23 protein-coding genes and 3 tRNA genes are annotated in these 23,472 nt (G+C 60.0%); 6 read left to right on the top strand and 20 right to left on the bottom strand.

Annotated elements, in window-relative coordinates; genetic code table 11:
- Positions 1-4: 4 nt before the first annotated feature.
- The 6 genes from ACIX9_RS02405 to ACIX9_RS02380 form a co-directional block, all read right to left on the bottom strand.
- Positions 5-502, bottom strand: a complete 498-nt coding sequence (locus tag ACIX9_RS02405; protein ID WP_013578882.1) for a hypothetical protein — start codon at positions 500-502, stop codon at positions 5-7.
- A 640-nt stretch (positions 503-1,142) separates the two neighbouring features.
- Positions 1,143-1,219: transfer RNA gene (locus ACIX9_RS02400), tRNA-Arg, on the bottom strand.
- A gap of 55 nt (positions 1,220-1,274) precedes the next feature.
- Positions 1,275-1,898, bottom strand: coding sequence for a hypothetical protein (locus tag ACIX9_RS02395; protein ID WP_013578881.1), 624 nt, complete (start codon positions 1,896-1,898; stop codon positions 1,275-1,277).
- A 12-nt stretch (positions 1,899-1,910) separates the two neighbouring features.
- The gene (locus ACIX9_RS02390) at positions 1,911-2,927 is read right to left on the bottom strand and encodes a YheT family hydrolase (protein WP_013578880.1); all 1,017 of its coding nucleotides are present in this window, start codon (positions 2,925-2,927) and stop codon (positions 1,911-1,913) included.
- Positions 2,927-3,727: a DUF72 domain-containing protein gene (locus ACIX9_RS02385; RefSeq protein ID WP_013578879.1), complete on the bottom strand. Its 801-nt coding sequence runs from the start codon at positions 3,725-3,727 to the stop codon at positions 2,927-2,929. The genes ACIX9_RS02390 and ACIX9_RS02385 overlap by 1 nt, the downstream gene beginning before the upstream one ends.
- A 41-nt stretch (positions 3,728-3,768) precedes the next feature.
- Positions 3,769-3,843 (bottom strand) — tRNA-His (locus tag ACIX9_RS02380).
- 88 nt (positions 3,844-3,931) lie between these two features.
- Here ACIX9_RS02380 and ACIX9_RS02375 point away from each other — a divergent pair.
- From ACIX9_RS02375 to ACIX9_RS23410, 4 genes are all read left to right on the top strand, one after another.
- Positions 3,932-4,456 (top strand): DUF4112 domain-containing protein, encoded by a 525-nt coding sequence (locus ACIX9_RS02375; protein WP_013578878.1) that lies wholly within the window; start codon positions 3,932-3,934, stop codon positions 4,454-4,456.
- Between the two features lie 42 nt (positions 4,457-4,498).
- Positions 4,499-4,575: transfer RNA gene (locus tag ACIX9_RS02370), tRNA-Pro, on the top strand.
- Positions 4,576-4,720: 145 nt separating this feature from the next.
- Positions 4,721-5,785, top strand: a complete 1,065-nt coding sequence (locus tag ACIX9_RS02365; RefSeq protein ID WP_013578877.1) for a DUF2235 domain-containing protein — start codon at positions 4,721-4,723, stop codon at positions 5,783-5,785.
- A gap of 451 nt (positions 5,786-6,236) precedes the next feature.
- Positions 6,237-7,391 carry a GGDEF domain-containing protein gene (locus ACIX9_RS23410; protein ID WP_198152138.1) on the top strand — a complete coding sequence of 385 codons (1,155 nt, stop codon included), beginning with the start codon at positions 6,237-6,239 and terminating at the stop codon, positions 7,389-7,391.
- Here the strand turns inward: ACIX9_RS23410 and ACIX9_RS02355 are convergent.
- The 6 genes from ACIX9_RS02355 to ACIX9_RS02335 all read right to left on the bottom strand — a co-directional run bounded on the left by ACIX9_RS02355 (position 7,359) and on the right by ACIX9_RS02335 (position 12,561).
- The gene (locus tag ACIX9_RS02355; protein WP_013578875.1) at positions 7,359-8,627 is read right to left on the bottom strand and encodes a glycosyltransferase family 87 protein; all 1,269 of its coding nucleotides are present in this window, start codon (positions 8,625-8,627) and stop codon (positions 7,359-7,361) included. The two genes, ACIX9_RS23410 and ACIX9_RS02355, sit on opposite strands and share 33 nt — an antisense overlap.
- Positions 8,627-11,089, bottom strand: coding sequence for a putative bifunctional diguanylate cyclase/phosphodiesterase (locus ACIX9_RS02350; RefSeq protein ID WP_013578874.1), 2,463 nt, complete (start codon positions 11,087-11,089; stop codon positions 8,627-8,629). The genes ACIX9_RS02355 and ACIX9_RS02350 overlap by 1 nt, the downstream gene beginning before the upstream one ends.
- Positions 11,090-11,240: 151 nt before the next feature.
- Positions 11,241-11,630, bottom strand: a complete 390-nt coding sequence (locus ACIX9_RS02345; protein ID WP_013578873.1) for a DUF192 domain-containing protein — start codon at positions 11,628-11,630, stop codon at positions 11,241-11,243.
- 80 nt (positions 11,631-11,710) lie between these two features.
- The gene (locus ACIX9_RS02340) at positions 11,711-11,893 is read right to left on the bottom strand and encodes a Flp family type IVb pilin (protein WP_013578872.1); all 183 of its coding nucleotides are present in this window, start codon (positions 11,891-11,893) and stop codon (positions 11,711-11,713) included.
- A 153-nt stretch (positions 11,894-12,046) separates the two neighbouring features.
- The gene (locus ACIX9_RS25550) at positions 12,047-12,142 is read right to left on the bottom strand and encodes an LPXTG cell wall anchor domain-containing protein (RefSeq protein ID WP_013578871.1); all 96 of its coding nucleotides are present in this window, start codon (positions 12,140-12,142) and stop codon (positions 12,047-12,049) included.
- A 236-nt stretch (positions 12,143-12,378) separates the two neighbouring features.
- Complete coding sequence (locus ACIX9_RS02335; RefSeq protein WP_013578870.1) at positions 12,379-12,561, bottom strand: Flp family type IVb pilin; 183 nt, start codon at positions 12,559-12,561, stop codon at positions 12,379-12,381.
- Positions 12,562-12,922: 361 nt separating this feature from the next.
- Between ACIX9_RS02335 and ACIX9_RS02330 the strand changes: the two genes are divergently transcribed.
- Entirely contained in the window at positions 12,923-13,597 is a 675-nt protein-coding gene (locus ACIX9_RS02330; RefSeq protein ID WP_013578869.1) for a response regulator transcription factor, read from the top strand.
- 108 nt (positions 13,598-13,705) lie between these two features.
- Here the strand turns inward: ACIX9_RS02330 and ACIX9_RS02325 are convergent, their stop codons facing one another.
- The 8 genes from ACIX9_RS02325 to ACIX9_RS02290 all read right to left on the bottom strand — a co-directional run bounded on the left by ACIX9_RS02325 (position 13,706) and on the right by ACIX9_RS02290 (position 21,419).
- Positions 13,706-14,614, bottom strand: a complete 909-nt coding sequence (locus ACIX9_RS02325) for a type II secretion system F family protein (RefSeq protein ID WP_013578868.1) — start codon at positions 14,612-14,614, stop codon at positions 13,706-13,708.
- A gap of 4 nt (positions 14,615-14,618) precedes the next feature.
- Positions 14,619-15,581, bottom strand: coding sequence for a type II secretion system F family protein (locus ACIX9_RS02320; protein ID WP_013578867.1), 963 nt, complete (start codon positions 15,579-15,581; stop codon positions 14,619-14,621).
- Between the two features lie 3 nt (positions 15,582-15,584).
- The gene (locus tag ACIX9_RS02315; protein WP_013578866.1) at positions 15,585-16,943 is read right to left on the bottom strand and encodes a CpaF family protein; all 1,359 of its coding nucleotides are present in this window, start codon (positions 16,941-16,943) and stop codon (positions 15,585-15,587) included.
- 9 nt (positions 16,944-16,952) lie between these two features.
- Positions 16,953-18,206: an AAA family ATPase gene (locus ACIX9_RS02310; protein WP_013578865.1), complete on the bottom strand. Its 1,254-nt coding sequence runs from the start codon at positions 18,204-18,206 to the stop codon at positions 16,953-16,955.
- Positions 18,207-18,233: 27 nt separating this feature from the next.
- The gene (locus tag ACIX9_RS23405) at positions 18,234-19,682 is read right to left on the bottom strand and encodes a type II and III secretion system protein family protein (RefSeq protein ID WP_198152137.1); all 1,449 of its coding nucleotides are present in this window, start codon (positions 19,680-19,682) and stop codon (positions 18,234-18,236) included.
- Positions 19,683-19,684: 2 nt separating this feature from the next.
- Positions 19,685-20,560 (bottom strand): Flp pilus assembly protein CpaB, encoded by an 876-nt coding sequence (gene cpaB, locus ACIX9_RS02300; RefSeq protein ID WP_013578863.1) that lies wholly within the window; start codon positions 20,558-20,560, stop codon positions 19,685-19,687.
- Positions 20,557-21,105, bottom strand: coding sequence for an A24 family peptidase (locus ACIX9_RS23400; RefSeq protein ID WP_013578862.1), 549 nt, complete (start codon positions 21,103-21,105; stop codon positions 20,557-20,559). Before ACIX9_RS23400 ends, cpaB begins: the two co-directional genes overlap by 4 nt.
- Before the next feature lie 131 nt (positions 21,106-21,236).
- On the bottom strand, positions 21,237-21,419 hold the full coding sequence (locus tag ACIX9_RS02290; RefSeq protein ID WP_013578861.1) for a Flp family type IVb pilin: 183 nt from the start codon (positions 21,417-21,419) through the stop codon (positions 21,237-21,239).
- A 489-nt stretch (positions 21,420-21,908) separates the two neighbouring features.
- Here ACIX9_RS02290 and ACIX9_RS02285 point away from each other — a divergent pair, with 489 nt between their 5' ends.
- On the top strand, positions 21,909-23,402 hold the full coding sequence (locus ACIX9_RS02285; RefSeq protein ID WP_013578860.1) for a hypothetical protein: 1,494 nt from the start codon (positions 21,909-21,911) through the stop codon (positions 23,400-23,402).
- The last annotated feature ends 70 nt before the right edge of the window (positions 23,403-23,472 follow it).

Below are 23,472 nucleotides of genomic sequence, written 5' to 3'. Positions count from 1 at the left end.
CAGTTTATGGCGGCTGCCCGAAGCGCCACGTCAGACCTTCGAACATGCCCACCATGGCGCGCTGGCTCTCCGGCTGGAAATCTTCAGGGGTGTAAAGAAACACGAGATACTTCGGCCGCTGGTTCTGCGCCAGGTACTGGTCGACGATCATGGTTCCGTTGAGGATCGTCATCCCTTCGAACTCGGCGATATTGCAGGCGCTCAGGCCGGTGCGCTCGCGCAGGACTGCGGGGTCAATCCCTACCATGGCCGTTGAGTCGCCGTACACCACGATCTGGCAGTCCGCATGATGCAGGGTAGCGCCATAGCCCAGGTTGGCCAGATAGGTGTTCCCCGAACGTACCGCAAGCCAGCGGGAAGGAACGAGAAAGAGGGCGATCAACAGCAGCAGATACGGCACAAGGATGAGCGGTAGAAGATAAAGAACAAGAGAACGCCGGCGGGAAGAGGACGCTGGGAAAGCCTCTTCTTTCGCTCCGTGTTTGTTGTCCGAAGTGACCATGAATCTCGTTCCTTAGTCTAGGCAGCAGAAAGTTTCTGAAGGTTGACTCCAGTTTAGATGAAGTGCAAAGAAGCCGTTCTGACGCTGGACGGCTGAATGCTCCGCATCCCATTCCTGAGGCCTAAATCGTAGGTTTCCATGTTCAGCATCCAGCGCCGAAGCAGTCTACCGTCCTTATTGAAAATGAAGGCTGTCCCTACTAAAACTGCGGTTTCCGTGAGTACAACACAGCCTGGACGTCCTCGGGCCGTTCAACAACAGACAGATGCGATGGATCAGAAATAGCTGCTTATCGAAAATTTGTCGCTGTGCAGGCCATACAGGGACTTCCTGAACCGCGACTGCTGAGCCCGATGGCATGTTCCAGAAAAATCAGGTAAGGCACATCTACGTAAGTAAAAGTAAAAACGGCGATAGATAAAGCCCCCTACGAACTCTTCGCTGTTAGAGAGTTTTATTACTTTCCTGACGAGGAAAAATCCACTTATCAGCCGGTAAAGGAGATCTGGGACTACGAAAGTTTGCGGTGCCCAATACCGTGGCCAGCAGTGTGAGCATTCAGCCTTGTGCCGCGGTGAGAGTCAGATCATCTCGCGTGAGCTTCAGGTTACCAAGGCTGGCAGGGATACGGATTTGAAGTTGGTAGGCGAGGCAGGGATCGAACCTGCAACCCCGAGCTTAGAAGGCTCGTGCTCTATCCAATTGAGCTACTCGCCCTTGCGGGCCATGTCCGGCGAACCAGCGTTGGCGAACCACGCCTTATTGTAGCGGTTCAGCGGGCCTTGCTGCGGGGATTGGTGCGATCGCTGTTACGGATGAGCGCTACAGCCGACTCCAGCGCCTCCGCCCAGTTGGCATAAGCCGAGGTGGCGTCCGGGCCGAGAGCCTTGAGGTAGAGGGTGACGGCGAAGCCCTCCTGGGGGCCGGTGAGGTCGACCAGCGCGGGACGTACGATGCACTCGAGGACGGCGTGCGGCAGGTCCAGAGGTTCGGCGCTGCGGATGAGGCTGTCCAGAAGTTGCTCATGACGATGGCGCGAGACGAAGAGCGAGCGCTCACGCCAGATGAGATCGATGTAACTGGCGAAGCCGTGGGCGGATTCGACGGGCTCCGTGGCCAGCGTCAGGGCCAGATGCTCAAGCTCCTCCGGCGACAAGGGCCATGCATCGCACTTCGCGGTAAAGACGGGAGAGCGGCCTGCGTTGAGGGCTCGGAGGGCCTGCAGGAGCGCGGGATGGTGCTCGGCCTCCTGGATCTGGTCGAGGTCGTAGGGGTTCTCACGCAGATCGATGAACTGCAGGGGTTGTGGGTTGGTGGGGTCTGATGAGTCCCCAGACCAGGGCACGACGAGGACTGGATCGTCCGTTCCACACTCTGCCGACCAATCTGCGTCCATCCAGACATTATCTCAGCAATGAGAGTGGATGAAGCGGAGGAGGGTGGACTCTGCCCAGTAGCCGTCGTCGTGATGGGCCGGATCAGGCGTGGCGAGGAAGGCGCAGTGGCCGCCGTGCGCGGGCTCAAGGAAGGTGATGGCGGGGTTGGCGGCGATGGCCGCATTGCTCTCCTGGGTGATGCGAACGAAGGGATCGTCCAGCGCGTGCAGGATGAGCGTGGGCACGGCGATGCGGCTGAGGACGCGGGCCGCGGAGGCTCGGAGGTAGTAGTCATCCGCGCTGCGGAAGCCGGAGTAGAGCGCGGTGATGCGGTCGTCGAAGTCGCGCAGCGAGGTCAGGCCATCGGCGCGGGCGGGGTCGTAGACGTGGGGAAAGAGCTGGGCCTTGCGGCGGAAGCGTTTGGTGAGGGCGCGGAGGAAGCGGCGCTCGTAGATGCGATTGAGCGGCGACTGGAGGGCGTCGGCCGAGGGACCGAGATCGAGCGCAGGGGATACGCCTACGACTGCATGGAGTTGAACTGGCGCCTGGTCGGCGAGATCGCCGGCCAGCTTGAGGACCAGGTTGCCGCCCATGGAATAACCCACGAGGGCGATGCGCTGAAGACCGTGCTGGGCGATGAAGAAGCGCATGACATGATCGACGTCAGCGGAGAGGCCGGAGTGATAAAGGGTGGGGCTGAGGGCCTCCGTACCGCCGCAGTTGCGCATGTTCATGCGGACGACGTTGAAGCCGGCCAGCCACATCTTATTGGCGTTGCCGACGACGTACTGGGAGTTCGCGGAGCCTTCCAGACCGTGCAGGATGATGACGGTCATGCGCTCGGCACGAACCTCCTCCGGCTGCCAGTGGCACTGGCAGAGGACCTGACTGGAGATATAGTCGCGCGTGGCGGGTGAGACCTCTACGAGCTGAGGCTCAGGCGGCGGAAGATGACTCGGACGCGGGAGGAAGTTGCCGACGATGGTCTGGAGGTGGCCGTTCGACAGGAAGCGGCGGGGATGAAAGTCCGTGGGCTCGAAGATCGGCATCAGGCCTTGGCTCCGGATGCGAGAGCAAGAAAAGCAGTGGCGTTGAGGGCTCCGGTGGGCTCGTCCTCATGCTTGAAGTAGGCGTAGACCTGGCGGTCTTTGGCAAGAGCCTTGAAGCGTATTGCGAAGACTGCGAGTTCTTCCGGGCTATAGCCACCGGCGCGGCGAAGACGGAATGACGTGTGGGTGGCGGAGGTGTGGACCTCCGGGGTGTTGAGGTCGTCGGTCTCCGCGATGCAGAGGGCCGCGTTGTGCGCGCGCAGGACGGCGTAGATCTCGTCTGAGAACCAGCTCTCGTGGCGGAACTCGAAGGCGATGGGCGGAGCGCCAATGAGCGCGGGGTCTGCGAGGAAGGTGGCGAGACGGGCTGGATCTGCTTTGAAGTTGGGTGGGAGTTGGAAGAGCAGCAGCCCGAGCTTGCCCGCATCAGCAGCGGGCTTCAGGGCAGCGATGAACTCGGTGAGTTGCTCGTGGCAATCGCGCAGGCGACTGAAGTGGGTGATGCGCTGGGGGGCCTTGAAGCTGAAGCGGAAGCCCTCGCCTGTCTGGGCGAGCCAGCCATTGAGTTGCGCCTCAGTAGGGAGCTTGCGGAAGGTGAAGTTCACCTCAACCGAGTTGAGCTGGGAGGCGTAGAAGCCGAGGAAGTTCTTAGCGGAGGTCTTGGCGGGATAGAACCCGGGCTTCCACGTGGGGTAGGCCCAGCCGGAGGTGCCGGCGAAGAGATTCGGAGTTGTAGGAGGTGTTTCCGGGAAGAGACCCGGCTTCGGGGAGGCAGACTCGGATGATTTGGAACGCGGCACGAGTCTGTCCGGGAGGGTTCTTGCTGGGATGAGGAAGATTTTGGGGCGGCTAGTGGGTTTCGAACCCACGACATCCGCTGCCACAGAGCGGCGTTCTGCCACTGAACTATAGCCGCCGTATTGAGTTCAGTATAGCATCGCACGCGGAAAATGCATCTATTCCCCTAAGAATCCGCTGCGATCCGCACGAAGAAAGGCCTGAAGATGGCCATCACCGCCAAACCCGAAGTGCTCTCTCCCCGGACGAAACGGGGCGGTAAGGCGTTCGACGACGAACACCTGGACCTCCTCTCGCACCTGCTGGATGACTTTATCCGGGTGCCTGGAACGCCCATCCGCTTTGGGCTGGACGGCATCGTCGGGTTCATTCCGGGGGTGGGAGATGTGCTGGGCGGGCTGGCGTCTTCGATCATCATTGTGGCGGCCTGGGTGCGGGGCGTGCCGCGCGTCACGGTGGCCCGAATGGTGCTCAATGTGGCGATCGAGACGGCGGTGGGATCGGTGCCGTTCCTGGGGAACCTCTTCGACATTGGCTGGAAGGCAAACCGGCGGAACTACAAGCTGCTGCGCGGATCGATCGACGCTCCGGAGCGGCATACGGGCATGAGTTGGCTGTTCATCGCGGGCGTGTGCGTGGTGCTTGCGGCACTCATGTTTGTGCCGCTGGTGCTGATCGGGTGGGGCCTGCATACGATCGGGATGGACCTGCACAAGCTAAGTGGACGGTAAGGCTCGGCTTACCGGGGGCGGATGGGGTAAACTTGAGAGAGTCGGGGCGTAGCGCAGTCTGGTAGCGCATCTGGTTTGGGACCAGAGGGTCGGGGGTTCGAATCCCTCCGCCCCGACCATTGATCTTCCCTGCTTCTCTCCCCCCTTTAAAATTTCTCATCATTACGCCTGGGCAAACGGTATACTTCGGCGGCACACCATAGTCCCCCTGCGGGATGACGCTCCACCCGGCCCCCCAAGAAAATCAAAGATGAAGAGGAAAACATGAAGAGCATTGTCCTCTGCGCGGACGGCACTTGGAACACGCCGCACGGCGATACCTCCACCGTCACCGATACCAACGTCCGCAAGCTCTACTGCGCCCTGACCAATGACCCGACTCAGTTGAAGTACTACGACAGCGGCGTGGGGACGGATGGCACGCCGCTCGACCACCTGGCAGGCGGTGCCATGGGCCAGGGACTCTTCCAGAAGGTGCAGGATTGCTACGCCTTCCTGGGCAACGTATACGATCCGGGCGACAGGATCTACCTCTTCGGCTTCAGCCGCGGCGCGTACACGGCGCGGAGCCTGGCGGGAATGATCGCGGCGTTTGGGGTGCCTTCGATCAACCTGGACAACTCCACCGTTCCGCGGATCTTTGCGGCGTACCGCGAGCCGGATGCAACGAAGAAAGCCGCGCTGAAGGCTGCCCTGGTGACGGCCTACGGGTTGGAAGAGGTGAAGATTCAGATGGTGGGGGTCTGGGATACGGTGGGGTCGCTGGGGATTCCGGGCATCTTCTTCAATATGTTCAACCAGAAGCAGTTCGGGTTCCTGGATACGAAGCTACATCCCTCCACGACGCAGGCCTATCACGCAGTCTCGATCGACGAGCGGCGAGCGCAGTTTCAGCCCACGCTGTGGACCAATGCCGACGGCAGCTATCGTCCAAACGACGCGAACCTGGAACAGGTGTTCTTCCCTGGGGTGCACTGCGATGTGGGCGGAAGCTATGAGGACAGCCGTCTCTCTGATATCCCCTTGAGCTGGATGATGCAGAAGGCCAAGGAAAACGGGCTGATCTTCTCCGCCGAAGCTGAGAAAACCTATCTGACTCCAGGGGCAGCCAACGCGACGGGCGATCCGCATGACGAGTGGAAGATCTTGCCATGGGGTCTGCCGGAGCACCGCACCATTCCGCCGAATGCCACGATCTCTAACTCCGTGCAGATGAGACTTGACGGCATAAAGGACTACCGACCGGAGAATGTCACGCTGAAAGATGGCAAGCTTTCGGGATACTCGGTGGCTGCGGTTCTGCCGTACACGAAGCCAGGCTGGGCTTGACCTGACTCGCTGTTGAGCCTGGCTGCGAATGACCCCGCCAGGCTCAAGGCATCCAGGTTTGCTTGTTTGGTGCGACGCATGGATTGTGCGTGCCGTTTTAGGAAAGCACGTTATCTTTGTGGGGACGAGGATTGCAATCCGAGAACTGGCGCGTCGTCGTACGGGTAAGGTGAAGCTGTTGCAAGTCCCACCAGTTGCGTTCTGCAGACTTGTCGTCTTGCGAGTAAGCGGCACGAAGTCCAGCTACTTTTACGCTTTCTAAGAATTATTTTCCGATCCCGGCCATTTACGTGCATTCTGCTCCAGATATGAGCTTCGGATACTGCCTTCCGGGACTCAGATACATCTCACTGTAGACCCCGGTGATATATCTCGCCGCCGCGCCATGTTCCAAGTTGGACATTTTCCCTCTATGGATTACAGAACCCTTTTTCTTGCGAATATTGCGTTCATGACGGTTTACACGGCGTTTGCCGTGCTGCTGGCCTTGCATAACCGCAAGATCAAGGGCCTGTCGCTGCTCTCGGCCGGCTTGGTCGTCGCGTTGTTGGAGACGATTCTGCAAGGGCTGGACGGCAGCATCTCCCCACTCTGGTCGTCGCTGGCGGCCAATGAGCTGTACCTGCTGACGTTCGTGTTGCAGATGCTGGGATTGCGCTGGTTTGTGACCAGGAGCTCGCTGCGGATGCGCTGGCCCATGGTCTGCATCGCCGTGATGATGGTCTCGTACGCGGGACTGTACGCCGCGCGCGTCGCTTATATCGGCAACCTGATCAACATCCCGGTCATCGTGCTGTGCGGCACGACGGCATGGATGCTGCTGCGGCGCGGACGCGGGCTGTACCTGCGTGTCTCACGTTGGACGACGGTCTTTCTGCTGGGCGAGATGGCAGTCGCGTTCTACCGTGCGCTGCTGACGAACCTGCACTACGCACTCCCGTGGGCGGTCGCCGCGGCCCGCCATGATTCACGCTGGCTCGATTCCCTGATTGCGGGGATGTTTGTCTCCAGTTGCGTGGTCATGTGCGACCTCTGGTTCTTTGTCACGGCGCTGGAGAGCGAGTTGATGGAGCAGGCACGGACCGACTCACTGACCGGCGCGCTGAACCGCCGTGCGCTCCGCGTGGAAGGTGCGCGAGAGGTGGCACGTACGCTCCGGTCCGGCCATACGCTCTGCCTGCTGCTGCTGGACGTGGATCACTTCAAGGAGTTGAACGATACCTTCGGTCACTCGGCTGGCGATGCTGCCCTGCAATATATGGTGCAGCAGGTGCGCGGCGTGCTGCGGACCCAGGACCTGCTGGCCCGGTCCGGCGGTGAGGAGTTCACGATCCTGCTTCCGGAAACGCCACTCGACCGCGGCGAACTGGTGGCGGAGCGTCTGCGGCTGGAAGTGGACAGTAAGGACTTTATCTATGAAGGCACCGCAATCCATCTCTCCGTAAGCGTGGGTGTAGCGACGCTGGACCCGCACTGCGCTGACTTTGAGGCCCTCATGCGTCGCGCGGACTCGGCGATGTACATGGCCAAGCGCATGGGACGGAACCGTGTGATGGCCTACGGCGCGGAAGCTTTAGTCGACGACCGGCAGATCAACATCGCCTGATTCAGCAGGAGCCACCCGGCGGGCCGCTGCGACCATAACGACCGCAACCGTGAAGGCGATGAGATAGTTCAGCCCCTTCGCCATGAAGACGGCAGCCAGCGGAAGAATCAGCAGAAGCGACGCGGCAAGCAGAGTCTTGTCGATGGGCCTCCGCGCGGGCAGGGCGATCTGTCCTTGGCGCATGAGCGCGCGGCGTTGAACCAGATCATCCGCCAGAAATGATAGTGGCAGCAGCAGCAGCACCAGATCGTGCGGCTGCATGTGATAGCTGACCAGCATCGCCGCAGGCAAGGCGACGAGCAGCGACGGCCTCTGACGCGCCGCGAAGATCAGGATGAGAACGCTGAGAACGGCATCAAGGATATTGCCCCAGTGCGCTCCGCGGGAAAGGCCGTACGAGAGCCCATGCAAATTGGGCATATCGACCGGAAACATGCCGAACCGCTGCTTGGCGAGGACGGCGTTCGTAGCGGTCTGCGCAGCGATGCCGGTGAGGCTGTTCTTGTAACTGAGCAGCCCGCCCCAACCCACGGTGGCGAAGGAGATCGCGGAGAGTCCGCAGCCCCCGGCGATGAAGCCTGAGACAACGGCCCAGTTTCGCCAGACCAGGAAGAGCAGGAAGACCGGCAGCGCAAGCTGGAACTTCATCAGCGCAAGCGACAGCAGAAGGCCGGCGACGAAGGGCTTCTGACGTTGCAGCATGATCCAGGCGCCGGAGAAGATGAGCAGCAGCAGAAACGAGATCTGCCCCTGCATAAGCGCAACCGACACGGCGAAGAGGCAGCCGTAGACGGTAGGCAGCGTGAGGCGGCCTTGATCGCGGAAGCTCGGCAGCCACGGCCGCAGGAGCTGTGCTGCAAGATACAGACACCCCAGGTTGAGAACGAGCAGCAGAAAGAATGCATTGCGATACGAGAGCAGGCTGAGCGGTACAAAGAGCAGCGCGGCGAAGGGTGGATAGAGAAAAGGCAACGCCGCATCACGCTGGCTCACGACAGCGTTCTGCACCTGCTGCTGGACGTTGTAGTCGTAAAGCTGCGCGGCGTGGCCGGTCCGGATCAGTGTGCCGGAGGCATAGAAAGGGCGGAAATCGACCTTGCCGCCAAGCGATGGTCCAGCTCCGGCGACGCACGCGCAGATCTGGCAGAAGAGCAGCAGCGCGACGATGAGCCGGAAGGCCGGTGGCAGACCTGCCTTGTGACGTGGGCCTACAGTGGGCGAGCCATGGACGTCCACTACCGCACCGCAGCAGCGCCTGGCAGCGCGTTGAGGCTGCCGGAAGAGAGTTCACGGGGGGAGAGCAGGATCGCGGCGCGGGCCGCCTCGACAGGCTTGCTGAACAGGAATCCCTGGAACTGGTCGCAGCCCATCTCCGCCAGCATCTGAAGCTGCTCCTCAGTCTCGACGCCTTCCGCAACCACGCCGAGATGAAGGGCGTGCGCCATGGAGATGATGGTGCGCACGATCGGTAGTGTGCCGTTCTGATCCAGCATCCGCGAGACGAAGGTCCGATCGATCTTGAGGACGGAGACCGGTAGCTTGTGCAGACGATCCAGCGACGAGAACCCCGTGCCGAAGTCGTCGATGGAGAAGCTGAAGCCGTTCGTCGCCAGCTTGACCATGTTCTCCAGCGCGAGCGAGTCGCGCGGCATGACGCTGCTCTCGGTCAGCTCAAAGTGGATGAACGACGGCTTGAGATCGAACTCTTCCAGGGCAACGTCGACATCTGTGCAGAAATTCGTCAGCACGATCTGCAGCGCAGAGACGTTGATGGCAATGGGTACCACCTGCAGGCCGTTAAGCTGCCAGGTCTTGAGCTGACGGCAGACCTCGCGGAGAACCCACCGCCCCAGCGGGATGATGAGCCCCGTGGACTCTGCGATGGGGATGCAGACGGCCGGGCTGACCATGGTGCCGTCCTCCTCGCGCAACCGGAGCAGAGCTTCAAAGGCGCAGAGCTTGCGGTTCGCGTCCAGCACGGGCTGGTAGTAAACCTCAAAGCCGCCGTACTGCAGGGCGCGGCGCATGACCGCTTCAATGCGGCTGTCTTCCTGCGCCTGCAGGCTATGCGTGCGCGAGAGCCGCACAACGCCTTCCACGCCGAGCTGGCGGCTGCGGGCCTGGGCGCGCGCCGCGTCTCGCCACAGGGAGACCGCATCGTCCGAGTCCTCCGGGAAGACCGCCAGGCCCATGTTCATGGCGACCTCGATGCTGTGTTCTTCGATCGTGAGCGGGTCGGCAAAGAGCTCAAGGATGTTCTGCGCGCGTCCTTCCGCATCCGCGCCGTTCAGAATGCCAGCCAGCACGATGGTGAACTCGCGGCCCCCGGTCCGTCCGATGGCATCAGTAGGCTTGAGGGCTGAGGAGAGAAGCTGCGTAACCTGCTTGAGAAGCGCATCGCCGACAGGATGGCCGTAGTTCTCGTTGATCTTCTCAAAGCGGTCGATCTGCAGGATAAGCACCGCGCAGCCCGGCGCGGCGGGCGTAATGGACGTCATCGCGCGGTCCAGCGCCTGAAGCAGTCGGTGGCGATTCGGAAGGCCGGTGAGCAGGTCGTGGTCAGCCTGGTAGATGAGCTGGGAGAGCATCTGCTCGCGCTCGGTCTGGTCTTCACCCAACGAGATGCGGGCCAGGCGTCCGCGGAACCGGACGTTGTAGGAGGTGACGTTCAGCGGGATCAGCGTGCCGTCGCTCCTGGCATGAAGGGAGCGATGGTTGGAACGGGGCTGCCCCGTGCGGATGTCGTCGAGAATCTCAGGAAGCGCGTCGCCTACGACGATGTCCGTCAGCTTCTTGCCGCGGAACTCGTCAGCGCTGTACCCATGCATCCTGGCCGAGGCTGAGTTGACGCTGAGGAAGCGGAGGGTTCTCAGGTCGTAGATATAGAGCGAATTGGGATTGTTGTTGAAGAGAACTTCGTACTCGTGCGCAAGCTCGCGCGATGCGGCGCCGTCCTCTTCAATGACGATCAGCGTCATGCCGATGGCGACGAGGAACTGCGGCAGATAGATGATGGAAGGAAACAGCGTGTCCAGGCTTCCGTTCTCGCGCCACGCAATCGTGAAGAAGGAGCTGCAGGCCCAGAGGATGAAGCCGGTGATCGTTGCCAGGTTGCCGGGGCTCTTGAGGGGGTAGTTCTGCAGGAAGAGCAGCGCATTGATCAGGAAGATCTCCGCCGGGATGCTGGCAAGAATAAGTTCTGACCTTCCGACGGTGAGAGCGCCGAGCATCCAGCCCGCGAAGAGAACGCAAAGGGTCATCAGCGGAACGAAACGCTGCAGCCGTTTGCCAGCGTACTTGTAGACCAGGAAGAATGTGACGGAGTGGGTGGCGACCAGCGAGAAACCGAGCGCCCAGCGATCGGCCGGGGAGAAAAGAATCAGCAGAACGGTGAACAGCGCGGGCAGAGTGCCAAAGACGGCTCCGCGAATCAGGCGTTGTTTGCTATTGATGATTGCCGCGTCAGAGAGGATGAAACACAGCCCGGCAAGGATCTCAAGGTACGCGATATGCGCCTGCCGCAATAGCAGCGAGACGCCCGGGGCCGGATGCCAGAGCAGGCTGATAAAGTGAACCAGTACCAGCAGCCATCCCAAAAACCAGCAACGAAATCGAAGGTCGGATCGGCCGCGGTTCATGGACCACAGCAGGAAAACCAGGAGTTCGGCCAAGATGATTACGAGTACGCCATCCTGCATAAATCGCCGCTCCTTTCTCAGTATGGGTCTGACGCCGGAGCGCTCTTACGTGTGTCTTGCTGAACTCTTGTGATGCGCTCGGTCGCTCTTCCGCATGAGTCCAGACCGGTTTACATGCGCCGGGTAGCGGAAAGACGATAATACTGTTTGCTCAGCACGCTTCAACGACGATCTGGTCGCCGTGCTCGATCTCGCACTCCTGAATGCGGCCCGCAGGCAGCTCCAGGACACTGCGAGTCTTCAGGCCGAGACCGCGAATCTTCCACGCAGGCGTGTTATGAGACAGTCCGACGACCCGCTGATTGCGGTCCAGGCTGACGATGTCGATGGGGAAGGACATTCCAAAGGTGTGAACGCCTGAGGATGGCTCGATGAGCAGCCCGGAGCCGGCGGCAAGACCTTTGCGGCCAAGCAAGCCGAACAGACGCGTCCGAAAAGTATTCGCCATGCTGCCGTTGGTGCAGATGACGTTGCCTTTGGTGCCGTCTTTGATGACAAGAACATTCGACTTCTTCTTGTGCTTCGAGTCCTGAAGTTGCATGGACACTCCTCTATCTACAGAGAAAATCATAGAGGGCGCCGGGGGACCGCCGATATCCCCCAAACTATGTAAATCTGGAACTAAAGTGCATTCGTCAGTGAGCTTCCAACGGAATTGAAGGCGGTCTTGACCTTCGTTGAGAAGCCGTTCATCGCAACGACGGCCCCCAGGCCGATCAGAGCGGCCACCAGCGCATACTCGATCAGGTCCTGGCCAGATTCGTCTTCCAGGAGGTCTGACAGCAGATCCTTACCACGGTTCATGACAAGCTCCATCGTACAAAAGTGAATTGCGGTTGAAGATCCCGCGACCGGTTCTCAATACTCCGAGTCTCTTCAACCGAAGTTCAGGGTCGCTTTCGTTCCGGGTAGCCTGCTCTGTTGCCCAGTGGTTGAATGACACCTTTGAAGGTGTGTTTATACGGCGCTCTTCTTGCGGCGCTTGACGATCACGTACAGCAGGCAGACGAACAGGAAGCCTGCGAAGATGGGAATGATATGTCCGGATACCATGATGAGCTCCTAAATGATCCACGAGCGTGGACCGCTGTGGGGGCCCGAAGGCGTTGGAGGGGTGATGCCGTTCCAGCTTGACCCAATGGTGAAACGGCAGAGGGTTACCGCGACGGGAGCCAGTCACCCGCAAAGAGAAGGAGAGCTGCAACCGAGACGGCGCAGAGTGTTGTTCCGAAAGTGAATTCCATAACGTCTCCTAATTCCTGGCTTGCGAGTGACCGGCGCGGCGGAGCTTAGACGGCGTTGGTGAGGGAGCTGCCGACCGAGTTGAACGAGCTCTGAATCTTGCCGGACAGGCCGGTCATGGCAACCACTGCGCCCAGACCGATGAGGCCTGCAACCAGTGCGTATTCGATAAGGTCCTGACCTGATTCATCCTGCAGCAGGTCGAAGAAGAAGCTCTTTGTCTTGTTCATTGTGATCTCCGTGTAGTTCGATTTTTGAGCACCAGGCGCAAGCGGCTTCACTTGCTCCGACCTCTTGATGCAAGAGTAGCGATTCACGGCAGAAGGGGGAACAAAATCCGCATTTCCCAAGGCACGTTTGTAATAGCTCGATTGTGTTACCCAAACAGCCGCGTCGGGGGAGTTCATTCCCCGGCTGGTGCAGCTTACACTACAGGTCTTGCGACAGGTCCAGCACATCGCCCTGTCGTATGCCTGACCGCTTTTTTACGACCTGCAAGACAGAGCGGCGTTTCGTATCAGAACTTGTTACAAACTCATAAATGAGTCTGTTCCACGCGCCTGAAGCGAAGCTGCTCAACCCAGGGAGCTCATGATTCACAAGGTGATTCTCGCCGACAACCAGTCCGTCTTCCGCACCGGTGCGGCCCGCATCCTCGCCATCGAGGAAGACTTTCGCATCATCGGTCAATGTGACGATCAGGCCCGCCTGTTCAAGGCCATGACCACCTCCAGCAATGCCACGGTCCTGTTTGCGGCCTCGCTGAACGTCGATCTCGCCGCCTTGGTCTCGACCGCTGAAGAGGCCGGAGCCAGGACCGTGGTGATTCTGGAAAACGACACCAGCCCGCAGTCTTACAGCCAGGCCGGCGTACGCGGCATTCTGCACCGCGACGTCTCCAACACCGATCTGCTGCGCTGCATGCGGCTGGTGGGTCGCGGCGAGCGTTACGTACAACAGCGTGCCGCCGTCAAGACCGCAGCCTTTGAGACCGACCTGGTCGCGGAGCGCGTGCGCGAACGGCTGACACCCAAGGAACTGAAGGTCGTCGCACTCATCCTCCAGGGCTACAAGAACCGTGACATCGCCGAAGAGCTGCATAACTCCGAGCAGGTCATCAAAAACTATCTACGGTCGATCTTCGACAAGACCGGCGTCTCCGATCGCCTGGAACTGGCGCTCTTCGCCATGCACCACAAGCTGCTGACGACCGCACCCGCACGCACCCCCATGCATGACGAAAGCGCGGCAAGGGTCGCTGTCTAGACCCTTACCGCGCTCCACCGCCTGGATCTCTCGACAAACCAACCGAGAACTGAGAACTAAAAAGGCGCCTCAAACAACGAGGCGCCTTGATTGCTTAAGCGATGCGACCTACATTGCGCCACTGGCCAGTCCGCGTGCAATGCTGATACCCGCCGGGCCAAGCAGCACGATGAACATGCTGGGAAAGATGAAGAGCACAAGCGGGAAGATGATCTTAACGGTCGTCTTGGCTGCGAGTTCCTCCGCGCGCTGCCTGCGCTTCTGCCGGATGTTATCGCCAAACGTGCTCAGGGCCCGGGCGATCGGCGTACCGAAGCGCTCATTCTGCATGAGCATGTTGACGAAGCCATCGATCTCCGGAAGCTGTGTTCGTTGTGCCATGGCCTGCCAGGACTCCAGCCGAAGCTTGCCCGCGCGTTGCTCGCGGTTGATCTGCATGATCTCTTCATAGATCTGCGGATGCGTGGTGCCAAGCTCCTGCCCGACGCGTAGCATGGCCTGGTCCATACCCAGACCGGCGTCCACGCAGATCACGAGCAGATCGATCATGTCCGGAATGCTGAGGCGGATCTTCTCGCGCCGGCCCTTGACCATGCGGCTGAGGATGATGTCCGGAGCAAGGTAAAGAATGCCGCCGACCATCATCATCCAGAAGACCTTGTTCTGCGGCATGATGATGCCGAAGACGATGGCGGCCGCGGGGCCGATGAGCCGGGCGGCGAAGTAGATATCCCGCGCGCTGGCAGTCCTGAAGCCCGCACCCTGAAAGCGCTCTGACAGCTTGGCGTTCTCGTTCATGCCAAGCCGCGCACGGACGACGTGAACAGCCTCAAAGACCTTCTTCTTGAGCTCTTCCCGTACGGCGTGCTTCGGCTGGATTGCGCCGGTGCCGCCCTGCGTGACCTGCAGCACGCGCTCCGTAATGCCGCGCGAGTTGCGCAACAGCAGGAATGAGCCGGCGAGGCCCATGGCGGAGAACATCAGGACGAGGATGGAGACGAAGAAGATCAGTGTCATTGGGCTAAACCTTAATATCGACGACTCTGCTGATGATGAAACCGCCGATGAGAATCAGGACTCCGCCCGCACCCAGGAGCAACTGCCCGGTGGGGTCGTGGAAGAGGATGTGCGAGTAGCCGGGGGTCGCGACGTTGATCAGGCAAAGCATGACGACGGGAAGCGCGGAAAGAATCCAGCCCGTGAGCCGGCCCTGCGCGGTATACGTGCGGATCTCACCCTGAATGCGGATGCGCTCACGAATGACGCGCGTGGTGCGATCGAGCACATCGGTAAGATCGCCGCCGGTCTCCTTCTGCACAAGGATGGCGGTGATGAGAAAGGAAAGATCCTTGGATGGCACACGGTCGCCCAGTTGCAGCAGCGCATCGCGAAACTGCAGACCGAACTTCTGCTGTTGGAAGACGATGGCGAACTCGCCAGCCAGCGGCTCCGCGGACTCTTCCGCGACGACCTCAATGGCCGAGCTCATGGCATGGCCTGCACGCAGCGCGCGAGCCATCAGATCGATCGCATCCGGCAACGCCTCTTCGAACTTCCCAAGACGGCTCGACTTCTTCCACTTGAGCTGCATCCAGCGAGCCGAACCTCCCACCACAAAGGCAACGGCATCCACAATATAGATGCCCAGGAAGATGTGAGCCAGCAACGCCGCCGCAACCGCAAGCACAGCGCTGATACCGATGACAGAGCCAACGGTAGTCTCCGTACCGGAATGCAGAATGAGCTGCTGCAGATCCTGCGAGAAGTGGTAACGCTCCACCATCTCACCGATCTCAAACAAAATACCCTCCGCCTTCTTGACGGTGAGAGCATAGCCTTCGGTCTCGGCCTGCTCCTTGCGAGCGTCGGACGAGATGACCCTGAGCTTGCGCTCCAGCGCCTTCTCAGCATCGTCCGGCCTCAGAAGGAAGAGAACCAGCCCAAAGCTGAGGATGAGTGCGCCGATAAATATAGTCACCAGCATGATCTAGATCTCCACAGACTGGTCCATCATGTTGAGACCCAGGGGAATACCGGCGGCCTTGAGCTTCTCCGCAAACTTGGGCACGATACCCGTGGCATAGAAGCGGCCCTTGACCTTGTTGGCAGCGCCTAGGCCCTGCTTCTCAAAGAGGAAGATATCCTGCATGCTGACGACCTCGGTCGTAGCGCCGGTGATCTCGCTGATGTGCGTGATGCGGCGTGAGCCATCGCTCATACGCGAAGCCTGCACGATGAGGTGGACGGCGGATGCGATCTGCGCGCGGATAGCCTTCTCCGGCAGCGCAACGCTTCCCATCATGGCCATCGTCTCCAGACGCGCAATGGCGTCGCGAGGGTTGTTGGCGTGGATCGTGGTGATGGAACCATCGTGACCCGTGTTCATGGCCTGCAGCATGTCCAGCGCTTCTTCGCCGCGGATTTCGCCCAGGATGATGCGGTCGGGACGCATACGGAGTGCGTTGATCACAAGCTCACGCTGCTTGATCGCGCCCTTGCCTTCCACGTTCGGCGGACGGCACTCCAGGCGTGCAACGTGCTGCTGCTTGATCTGCAGTTCAGCCGAGTCTTCAATGGTCAGGATGCGCTCATCAGGCGAGATATAGCCCGACAGCACGTTGAGCAACGTCGTCTTACCGGAACCGGTTCCGCCGGAAACCACGATGTTGAGCCGCGCCTTCACCGCGCCTTTGAGGATCTCGAGCATGTGCGGCGTGAGAGCACGATTGCGGAGCAAATCATCCGCCGTAAGAGGCGTAGAGCCGAATTTACGAATGGAGATGAGGGGCCCATCCACAGCGAGCGGTGGGATGACGATATTGACGCGGGAGCCATCGAGCAGACGCGCATCCACCATCGGCGACGACTCATCGATGCGCCGGCCGACAGCCGAAACGATCTTGTCGATGATGTGCATCAGGTGCGCGTTATCGCGGAAGACCACGTCCGTCTTCTCAATGACACCGCGACGTTCCACGTAAACGGTGTCGTAGGTATTGACCAGGATATCGCTGACGGTCGAGTCGTGAAGCAGAGGCTCCAGCGGACCAAGTCCGAAGACCTCGTCCATCACCTCTTTCGCGATGCGCTCGCGATCGCTGCCGGTCAGCGGAATGTTCTGCTCCCCCACCAACTGAGAGATGGTGACCAGCAGCTTCTGCTTGCCGTTGGGGTCGGACGACATGCCGGCCAGCTTCTCAAGATCCATGCGCTTGATGAGCTCATGGTGTACGGCAGTCTTCAACTGATTACTCGCGGCCTCGCCGAGCGCGCCGCTGGCAGTGCGAATTGCAACCTGGGGAATGATGGCCTTGGGGCCGGTCATCTGCAACACGTTTTCTGGCATCGGTGCTCCTTATGCAACCTTCTTATCGCGTTTGGAACGGAAGAGTGTGAAGCCCTTCTTATGGGTCGTGGGTTGATCGAGCGGGGCCGCCATGACGGAGAGGATCTTGTCTGCCCACTTGTTGATCTGCTGCGCAAAGGCCGAGCGATGCTGCGGCGGAATCGGTTCGCCGGCGTTGATTGCACGGACCAGATCCGCATAGTTGTTAGGGATCGCCATCCAGACCGGGAAGCGGACTGCAGCCTCAATCTGCTCGGCCGTCACCGCATCGTCGGACGTGGAACGGTTGATGATGATGCGCAGCTTCTCGCTGGCGGGATCGGTCAACCGCAGGTGCTCTACGCGGCGGGCAAGGTCACGCAAAGAAGCCACGTCCGGTGTCGACACCAGGTAGACCTCGTCGCTGGACTGCTGCATGGTCGGAACGATGTCCTTGTAGTCCATGGAAGAATCCACCACGATGAAGTCATACTGCGTCCGCAGAAACGCGAAGACGGAGTTGATCTCTTCCGGGCTGGACTTGTAATCGGCCGCAACCACGTCAGGCGAGGCAAGCACTTCAAGCCCTCCCGTGTGGCGCGTGACGAAGCCGTTAAGCAGGTTGCCGTCAAGCCGATCCGAGTTACGGATCAACTCGTCAAAGTGATACTGGCCGCCCTTCAGACCGAGATACAACGAGATATGCCCGAGCTCATGGTGGTGATCGATCAGCAGCGTCCGCTTGCGGTGGCGGCGCACAAGATTGTTGGCCAGGTGGACCGCCAGCGTCGTCGTACCGGCACCGCCTTTGGCGCCGAAGAACGAGATCACGCGTCCTGAGTTCGGCTGTCCGCCCGCCTCTGAGATGTGAGCAGCACGAAAGCGGTTGAGCGCTTCCTCCAGGGCATCCGTACTGGCCGGCTTGGTCAGAAACTCATTGCAGCCCACCCGCATAGCCTGCAGCAGATACGTCGCATCAACCTTCGTCGCATAGGCCACAACGCTGAGGTTGCGCAGCATCAGCGCACGCAGGCGCTCCATGGTCTGCAGTGCCTGCTCCGGATCGCGGTCGCAGTCGACCAGCGCCACGCAGCCGGTTGCGGCCTTCAGGGTCTGTGAGATCTGCGGACGACGCTCGCCACTGAAGTAGTCGTTGAACTCGCCCGCAAACACCGAGCCCTGAACCTCAGGGCAAGCGGCCATTGCGGCGCTGGCTACGTCCGGCGAAGCGCATACGCTGAAGACCGCCTGGACCGCGTGATCGAATTGAGAGTTATCTGCCATGAGGTGTGTCCTGTTCCAACCCGGGAGTTAGGGCTTCTTGGGAAGCTTCTGTTCTTTGGAGAGGTCGTTGTCGAAGACGCTCTTGTCGAGGTTCGGCACGGCCATGTCGGGCTGAGTGGTATCGGTCGGCTGCGTCAGCGGATCGACCACGTTGGCGGTCACCAGAACCACAAGTTCGATGACGGAGTGCGTGTAGGACTTGGTCGTCGCAAACAGCTTGCCAAGAATCGGCAGGCGGGAGATGCCGGGGATCTGGCTGAGGCTTTCGGTCGTCCGGTGATCCAGCAGGCCGGTCAGCGCAAACGTCTGGCCGTTGAGGATCTCGACCTCCGTCTCAGCACGCCGCGTGGAGAGCGCCGGAATCGTGAAGCCTGAAATGGTCACCGCGTTTGAGAAGTCCAGCGTACTCACCTCAGGTGCCACCTTCAGATGGATAGACCCATCCTCATTGACGGTCGGGGTGAAGTCCACCTTCACGCCGTAAGGACGGAAGCTGATGGTAATAGCCACGCCCGCGGCGGAACCGCCACCCTGCACGACCGGGAAGGGAAACTCACCGCCGGAGAGAAACTTGGCGGATTGTCCGCTCATCGCAGTCAACGTCGGCTCTGCGAGAACCTGCAGGATCTGCTTCTGCTCGAGATCCTGGATCGTCGCGCCAATCTCGTGCGAGAAGCTGTAGATGAAGAAGTTGAGCGGGTTGTTCACGTTGATCGTGGCAGGAACTGCCGGCGCAGTCGCCGTAGCAGGAGTTCCGGTCGCGTAGGTCGCCAGCGATGGAAACTGTCCGGTCGTCAGGCCCCCCACCGCGTTGCTCGCCGTGGGGCGGAACAGGTTGATGCCGAACTGCTCCATCTTGGTGCGATCCACTTCAACGATGCGAAGCTTCAACTGCACCTGTTTGCCATGGATCGTGACGACGCGAATGGAGTTCACGACATCCTTGCTGTACGAAGAAGCGAGCTTGAACGCATTGTCAGATGCTTCCTGCGTGGGCACCGTGCCCGAAAGGAAGATCCGCCCCTCATGCCCACCGACATCAATCTGGCTCTTGGGGTAGGCATCGTGCATGGAGCGCTGCAGCGTCTCCGGGTCCATATCCGCGGCAATCGTATAGAGGCAGGACTGGCCTTGCGTGTCCCACACGACGAGGCTGCTGACGCCGGTTGCCTTGGCCGTGAGCACAATCTCACTGGGCCCGCCCGTGTAGGACTGCAGCACAGTCGGATTGCCAACGAAGATGCGCTTGATATTGCTGGTAGAGTGCAGCACCATGGAGTGCCCGACCAGCAGGTGCAGGGTCTCATCCCCGCCCATATCATGCATGTCCATGCGCTTGCGCGCTTCATGCGCGGTGGGCGAATCACCCGGAGCCTGCACGGACTGCGCAAACGCGGAGCAAGGATTGAAGGGTAGGGTTCCGGCGAGCAGCAGCAACGCCGGAACAAAGGATGTGAGAGGGATTCGCTTCTTCACGTTCATTTCCCCCCGCCGAAGGATTCGGTGGACTGCTTATCGCCTGAGATGGTTTCAATAACAAAAGCCGGCTTGGACTGTTGCTTCTCCAACTCGCCGAGGTTCTTCGGAGCATGCGTAACCAGCGAGCTCTTCTGAACAACCGGAGCGGTGAGACCAGTCGGGACCGTAGGAGCCGGTGCACCGGAAAGCTGAGACATCGCCATCGCGGACTCTTGCACATGCACCTTGTCCGAGCCGCTGCGCAGGATAAAGTGGATCGCACCCTGCGAGCTTGCCAGCACAGCGCGTTGCGCATCTTCCGGCGTGAGCAACAGCGTGACGACCGTAGCCGTGACGGGCTTGCCATCCGGATCGGGCTGAATCTTCTGCCCGGCAGCGAGCACCTCGGCATCCTGCAGAACAGTCAACGTCACAGGCTCAGGGTTCTTATCGGTCCGGTAGGTCACAAGCACGTCAAGATGAGAGCCCGGAGACAAGAAGCCTGCAACGCCCATAATCTCATCCGACTTCAACGAGATGGCGCGCATGCCCGCCGGAATCCGCGCAGCAAGACCAGGGCCGGAGCCGGCAGTAGAAAGCAGCTTGTCTGTCAGCGGCTGATCCTTCTCCACCGGATAAAGGACGGAGCGCCCAACCAGATCCTCGGGCTTCAGAAATCCGCCGGCGATCGGATTCGATGCGGGCCAGTTCACCAGCTCCATACTGTCCGGTTTGAGCTGCTCGCCGGATTGAAGGGGCCTGGAAGCCGCGACATAATGTTGATCCGCTACGCGTTCCGCCGCGTGGGTACCCATCTTGCGGCTGAGCACCCAGGTGCACAGGCCGGAGATCAGAAGGGCAATGAGAAATGCAGTGGTGAGGCGACGTCCGTTCATCGCACCAGCTCCTTGCCAGATGTCATGAAAAAGGTCAGAAGGCATCCAGCCGCAATGGGCAGCGCATAAGGCAAGCGCAGCGTGGCGACGTTCCTGACGTTAAGTTCGGGGTGCGCGGCCAGGCCTTCCGCACCATGATGCTGTACCAGCGTGATGACGTTGAGCATCGTCTCGCGAAGACGTCCGCGATACAGTGCAAGCGCCACGCCCATGAGGGCACCGATCAATACAGTAGCGATCAGGACTTCCTTGATATAAGCCGTACCTGCCAGGCAGCCTACGGCGGTCATCAGCTTCACGTCACCCGCACCCATACCGCCCGCCACGAAGAAGACCAGAAAGATGCCTCCTGCGATCAGACCCGCCAATGCGGACAAACCCAGCTGTGTCCAACCTCCAAGAGCGAGGTGAAGCAGCAGGCCGCAGAGGATCGCGGGACCCGTAAGACGGTTCGGGATACGACGGCTACGCAGATCGTGCAGACTCCCAATGGAGGCGCAGACCAATGCAGCCGTCAGGTATGTGGTTTGAGGGTTGATGACCATCTTGGAACTCCGTCACTCCGTTTATCGGCTTGAAACAACTTCTCTTCGTCTCACTTCTTTGGCGATGAGCCGCATCCTTGATGCGGCTCATCGCCCCTGAGAGAAACTCCGATGAAGCCTGACGCGGTGAACTAGACTGCGTTGGTGAGGGAGCTGCCGACGCTGTTGAAGGAGGACTGAATCTTGCCGGACAGGCCGGTCATGGCAACCACAGCGCCCAGGCCGATCAGACCGGCAACCAGCGCGTACTCGATAAGATCCTGACCAGACTCGTCGTTCAGTAGTGCAGCGATTACGTTCTTCACATTCTTCATGATGTTTTCTCCAGGTTTGATTTGTGAGTGAGAGACGACTGACTTTCTCTTCCTGCTCAGTCCTATCGGCGGCTCATCTCTTGAAATGAGAGTAGACGCGACGTTTGGGGAGAGACATACCACGAAAGTTCGTTTCATCTACAGGTATTGGCCCATACGCCGCAAGCATCGCAACAAGGCCTTTGAGCAACGAGCAAAGCTCTTGGCGAAAGCCAATAGAGGCTTGAAAACCCAGTAAACTAGCGCTCTTTACTCATCAGCCGCCAAGGAGAATAGCGCCGCCCCACGCCCTGGTACGAGCGCCCGCAGGCTCAGGTCGGACAGAGTCTCGGCGACATCCCGCCTTCACCCGCACCCCAAGCCGTGCATCGCAGCGGGTCACCAGCAGCATCAACCCAGCCACCTGCACCGCATCGTCAATCTTAAAACCCGGCGTGTACTATCACTATGCGCAGACGCGTTCACTGATAGAAGGAGCCATCCCCCGTCGTGTCGGATGATTCGATAGCCTCGATAGATCACGCAGCCAAATCGCCTGTATCCACGCGGTCCAGCCCGTACAGCCTGCTGCTCGCCGCCCTGACCATCGCGGCCATCGTCTTCTATTGCGTGCCGGATTCCATGGCCGATCCCGATATATGGTGGCATCTCCGCGACGCCCAGCTACAACTATCGTGTCATTGCTTTCTCTCCCACGACCTCTTCTCCTTCACCGCCGCAGGCTCGTCCTGGATGAACCATGAGTGGCTTGCCGAGCTGCCCTTCTACGCTGGCTTCCACCTCCTTCAAACCACCGGCCTCTACCTCGTAACGCTCGCCGCCATCGAGATCATCTTCCTCGGCGTCTTGTGGCTCGCCTACCTCGCCTCAGGATCGATCCTCCCCGCATCCATCGCCACCATCGCCGGCGTCCTGCTTTCGACCGTCTCCTTCGGTCCCCGAACGCTGCTCTTCGGCTGGGTCCTGCTGGTCCTTGAGCTGCTCATCTTCGCACTATCAAAGCGACGCACCGCACTCCTCTGGGCGCTTCCCTTCGTCTTCCTCCTCTGGGTCAATACCCACGGCTCATGGCTCATCGGCATCGTGCTCTTCACCCTCTTTGTCGCCTCAAGCTGGATCACATTCCACAACGGCGCCATCGATGCTGCCCCTGACCCACCAGACACACGCATGCGGCTGATCAAGGTATGGGCCGTCAGTGTCCTCGCCCTCTTCGCCAACCCCTACGGCTGGCACCTCGTCTTCTATCCCTTCGATCTCGCCTTCCGCCAGAAGCTCAACATCGCCAATGTAGAAGAGTGGAAGAGCGTCGACTTCCACTCCCCACGCGGGCGCATCCTCTTCGTCTGCCTCGCCGTCCTCTTCCTGTTGCAGCTCCTGCGCGGACGCAAATGGACAGCCTTTGAGCTCGTCCTCCTGGCCGTGGGACTCTACTCCGCCTTCACCTACTCCCGCTTCCTCTTCCTCGCGGCCATCCTCGTTGGTCCGTTGCTTGCGGTCTCCCTGGCCTCCGCGCCTCGCATCTCAAGGCAGAGGTTGAGTCCCATGCTTCGTTTCGCGCTCATCGCCATGATCCTATGCTTTATCGGCGGCAGGATACGTACCCGCATACTAACGGGAACAAAAGAGGATTCACGCTTCCCGGACCAATCTCTTCCCTTCCTCGCAACGTTCCATCCTCAGGGACGCGTCTTCAACGAGTTCCTCTGGGGAGGCTTTCTTGTCTGGCACAAACGAGACACACCCGTCTTCATCGATTCACGCGTCGACATCTTCGAGTACAACGGAACCTTCAAGGACTATCTCGATATCGTCCGCCTCAAAGACTCCCTCGCCCTGCTCGACAGGTACCAGATTCGGTACGTCTTCTTTGAACGAGACTCTCCCTTGATCTATCTTTTAAAGACCACCCATCACTGGAAGGTCGACTACGAGGACAATACGTCTTCGTTACTGGAACGAAGTGAAGCGCAGATCCCATAGGTCTTTGGTTCAGCCGTACAACACCTTTGGGGGATTACTCACAGCCGGGGTCGCACCTAGCCTCAGATGG

Origin of the sequence: Granulicella tundricola MP5ACTX9 (genome assembly GCF_000178975.2) — a bacterium.
Classification (GTDB): Bacteria; Acidobacteriota; Terriglobia; order Terriglobales; family Acidobacteriaceae; genus Edaphobacter; species Edaphobacter tundricola.
This window is presented reverse-complemented; position numbering and strand designations above follow the sequence as displayed.

Excerpts from the sequence above, each read along its gene's own strand:
- ACIX9_RS02405 (WP_013578882.1), bottom strand. The coding sequence starts at position 502 with ATGGTCACTTCGGACAACAAACACGGAGCGAAAGAAGAGGCTTTCCCA.
- ACIX9_RS02395 (WP_013578881.1), bottom strand. The coding sequence starts at position 1,898 with ATGGACGCAGATTGGTCGGCAGAGTGTGGAACGGACGATCCAGTCCTC.
- ACIX9_RS02390 (WP_013578880.1), bottom strand. The coding sequence starts at position 2,927 with ATGCCGATCTTCGAGCCCACGGACTTTCATCCCCGCCGCTTCCTGTCG.
- ACIX9_RS02375 (WP_013578878.1), top strand. The coding sequence starts at position 3,932 with ATGGCCATCACCGCCAAACCCGAAGTGCTCTCTCCCCGGACGAAACGG.
- ACIX9_RS02365 (WP_013578877.1), top strand. The coding sequence starts at position 4,721 with ATGAAGAGCATTGTCCTCTGCGCGGACGGCACTTGGAACACGCCGCAC.
- ACIX9_RS23410 (WP_198152138.1), top strand. The coding sequence starts at position 6,237 with ATGACGGTTTACACGGCGTTTGCCGTGCTGCTGGCCTTGCATAACCGC.
- ACIX9_RS02350 (WP_013578874.1), bottom strand. The coding sequence starts at position 11,089 with ATGCAGGATGGCGTACTCGTAATCATCTTGGCCGAACTCCTGGTTTTC.
- ACIX9_RS02345 (WP_013578873.1), bottom strand. The coding sequence starts at position 11,630 with ATGCAACTTCAGGACTCGAAGCACAAGAAGAAGTCGAATGTTCTTGTC.
- ACIX9_RS02340 (WP_013578872.1), bottom strand. The coding sequence starts at position 11,893 with ATGAACCGTGGTAAGGATCTGCTGTCAGACCTCCTGGAAGACGAATCT.
- ACIX9_RS25550 (WP_013578871.1), bottom strand. The coding sequence starts at position 12,142 with ATGGTATCCGGACATATCATTCCCATCTTCGCAGGCTTCCTGTTCGTC.
- ACIX9_RS02335 (WP_013578870.1), bottom strand. The coding sequence starts at position 12,561 with ATGAACAAGACAAAGAGCTTCTTCTTCGACCTGCTGCAGGATGAATCA.
- ACIX9_RS02330 (WP_013578869.1), top strand. The coding sequence starts at position 12,923 with ATGATTCACAAGGTGATTCTCGCCGACAACCAGTCCGTCTTCCGCACC.
- ACIX9_RS02325 (WP_013578868.1), bottom strand. The coding sequence starts at position 14,614 with ATGACACTGATCTTCTTCGTCTCCATCCTCGTCCTGATGTTCTCCGCC.
- ACIX9_RS02320 (WP_013578867.1), bottom strand. The coding sequence starts at position 15,581 with ATGCTGGTGACTATATTTATCGGCGCACTCATCCTCAGCTTTGGGCTG.
- ACIX9_RS02315 (WP_013578866.1), bottom strand. The coding sequence starts at position 16,943 with ATGCCAGAAAACGTGTTGCAGATGACCGGCCCCAAGGCCATCATTCCC.
- ACIX9_RS02310 (WP_013578865.1), bottom strand. The coding sequence starts at position 18,206 with ATGGCAGATAACTCTCAATTCGATCACGCGGTCCAGGCGGTCTTCAGC.
- cpaB (WP_013578863.1), bottom strand. The coding sequence starts at position 20,560 with ATGAACGGACGTCGCCTCACCACTGCATTTCTCATTGCCCTTCTGATC.
- ACIX9_RS23400 (WP_013578862.1), bottom strand. The coding sequence starts at position 21,105 with ATGGTCATCAACCCTCAAACCACATACCTGACGGCTGCATTGGTCTGC.
- ACIX9_RS02290 (WP_013578861.1), bottom strand. The coding sequence starts at position 21,419 with ATGAAGAATGTGAAGAACGTAATCGCTGCACTACTGAACGACGAGTCT.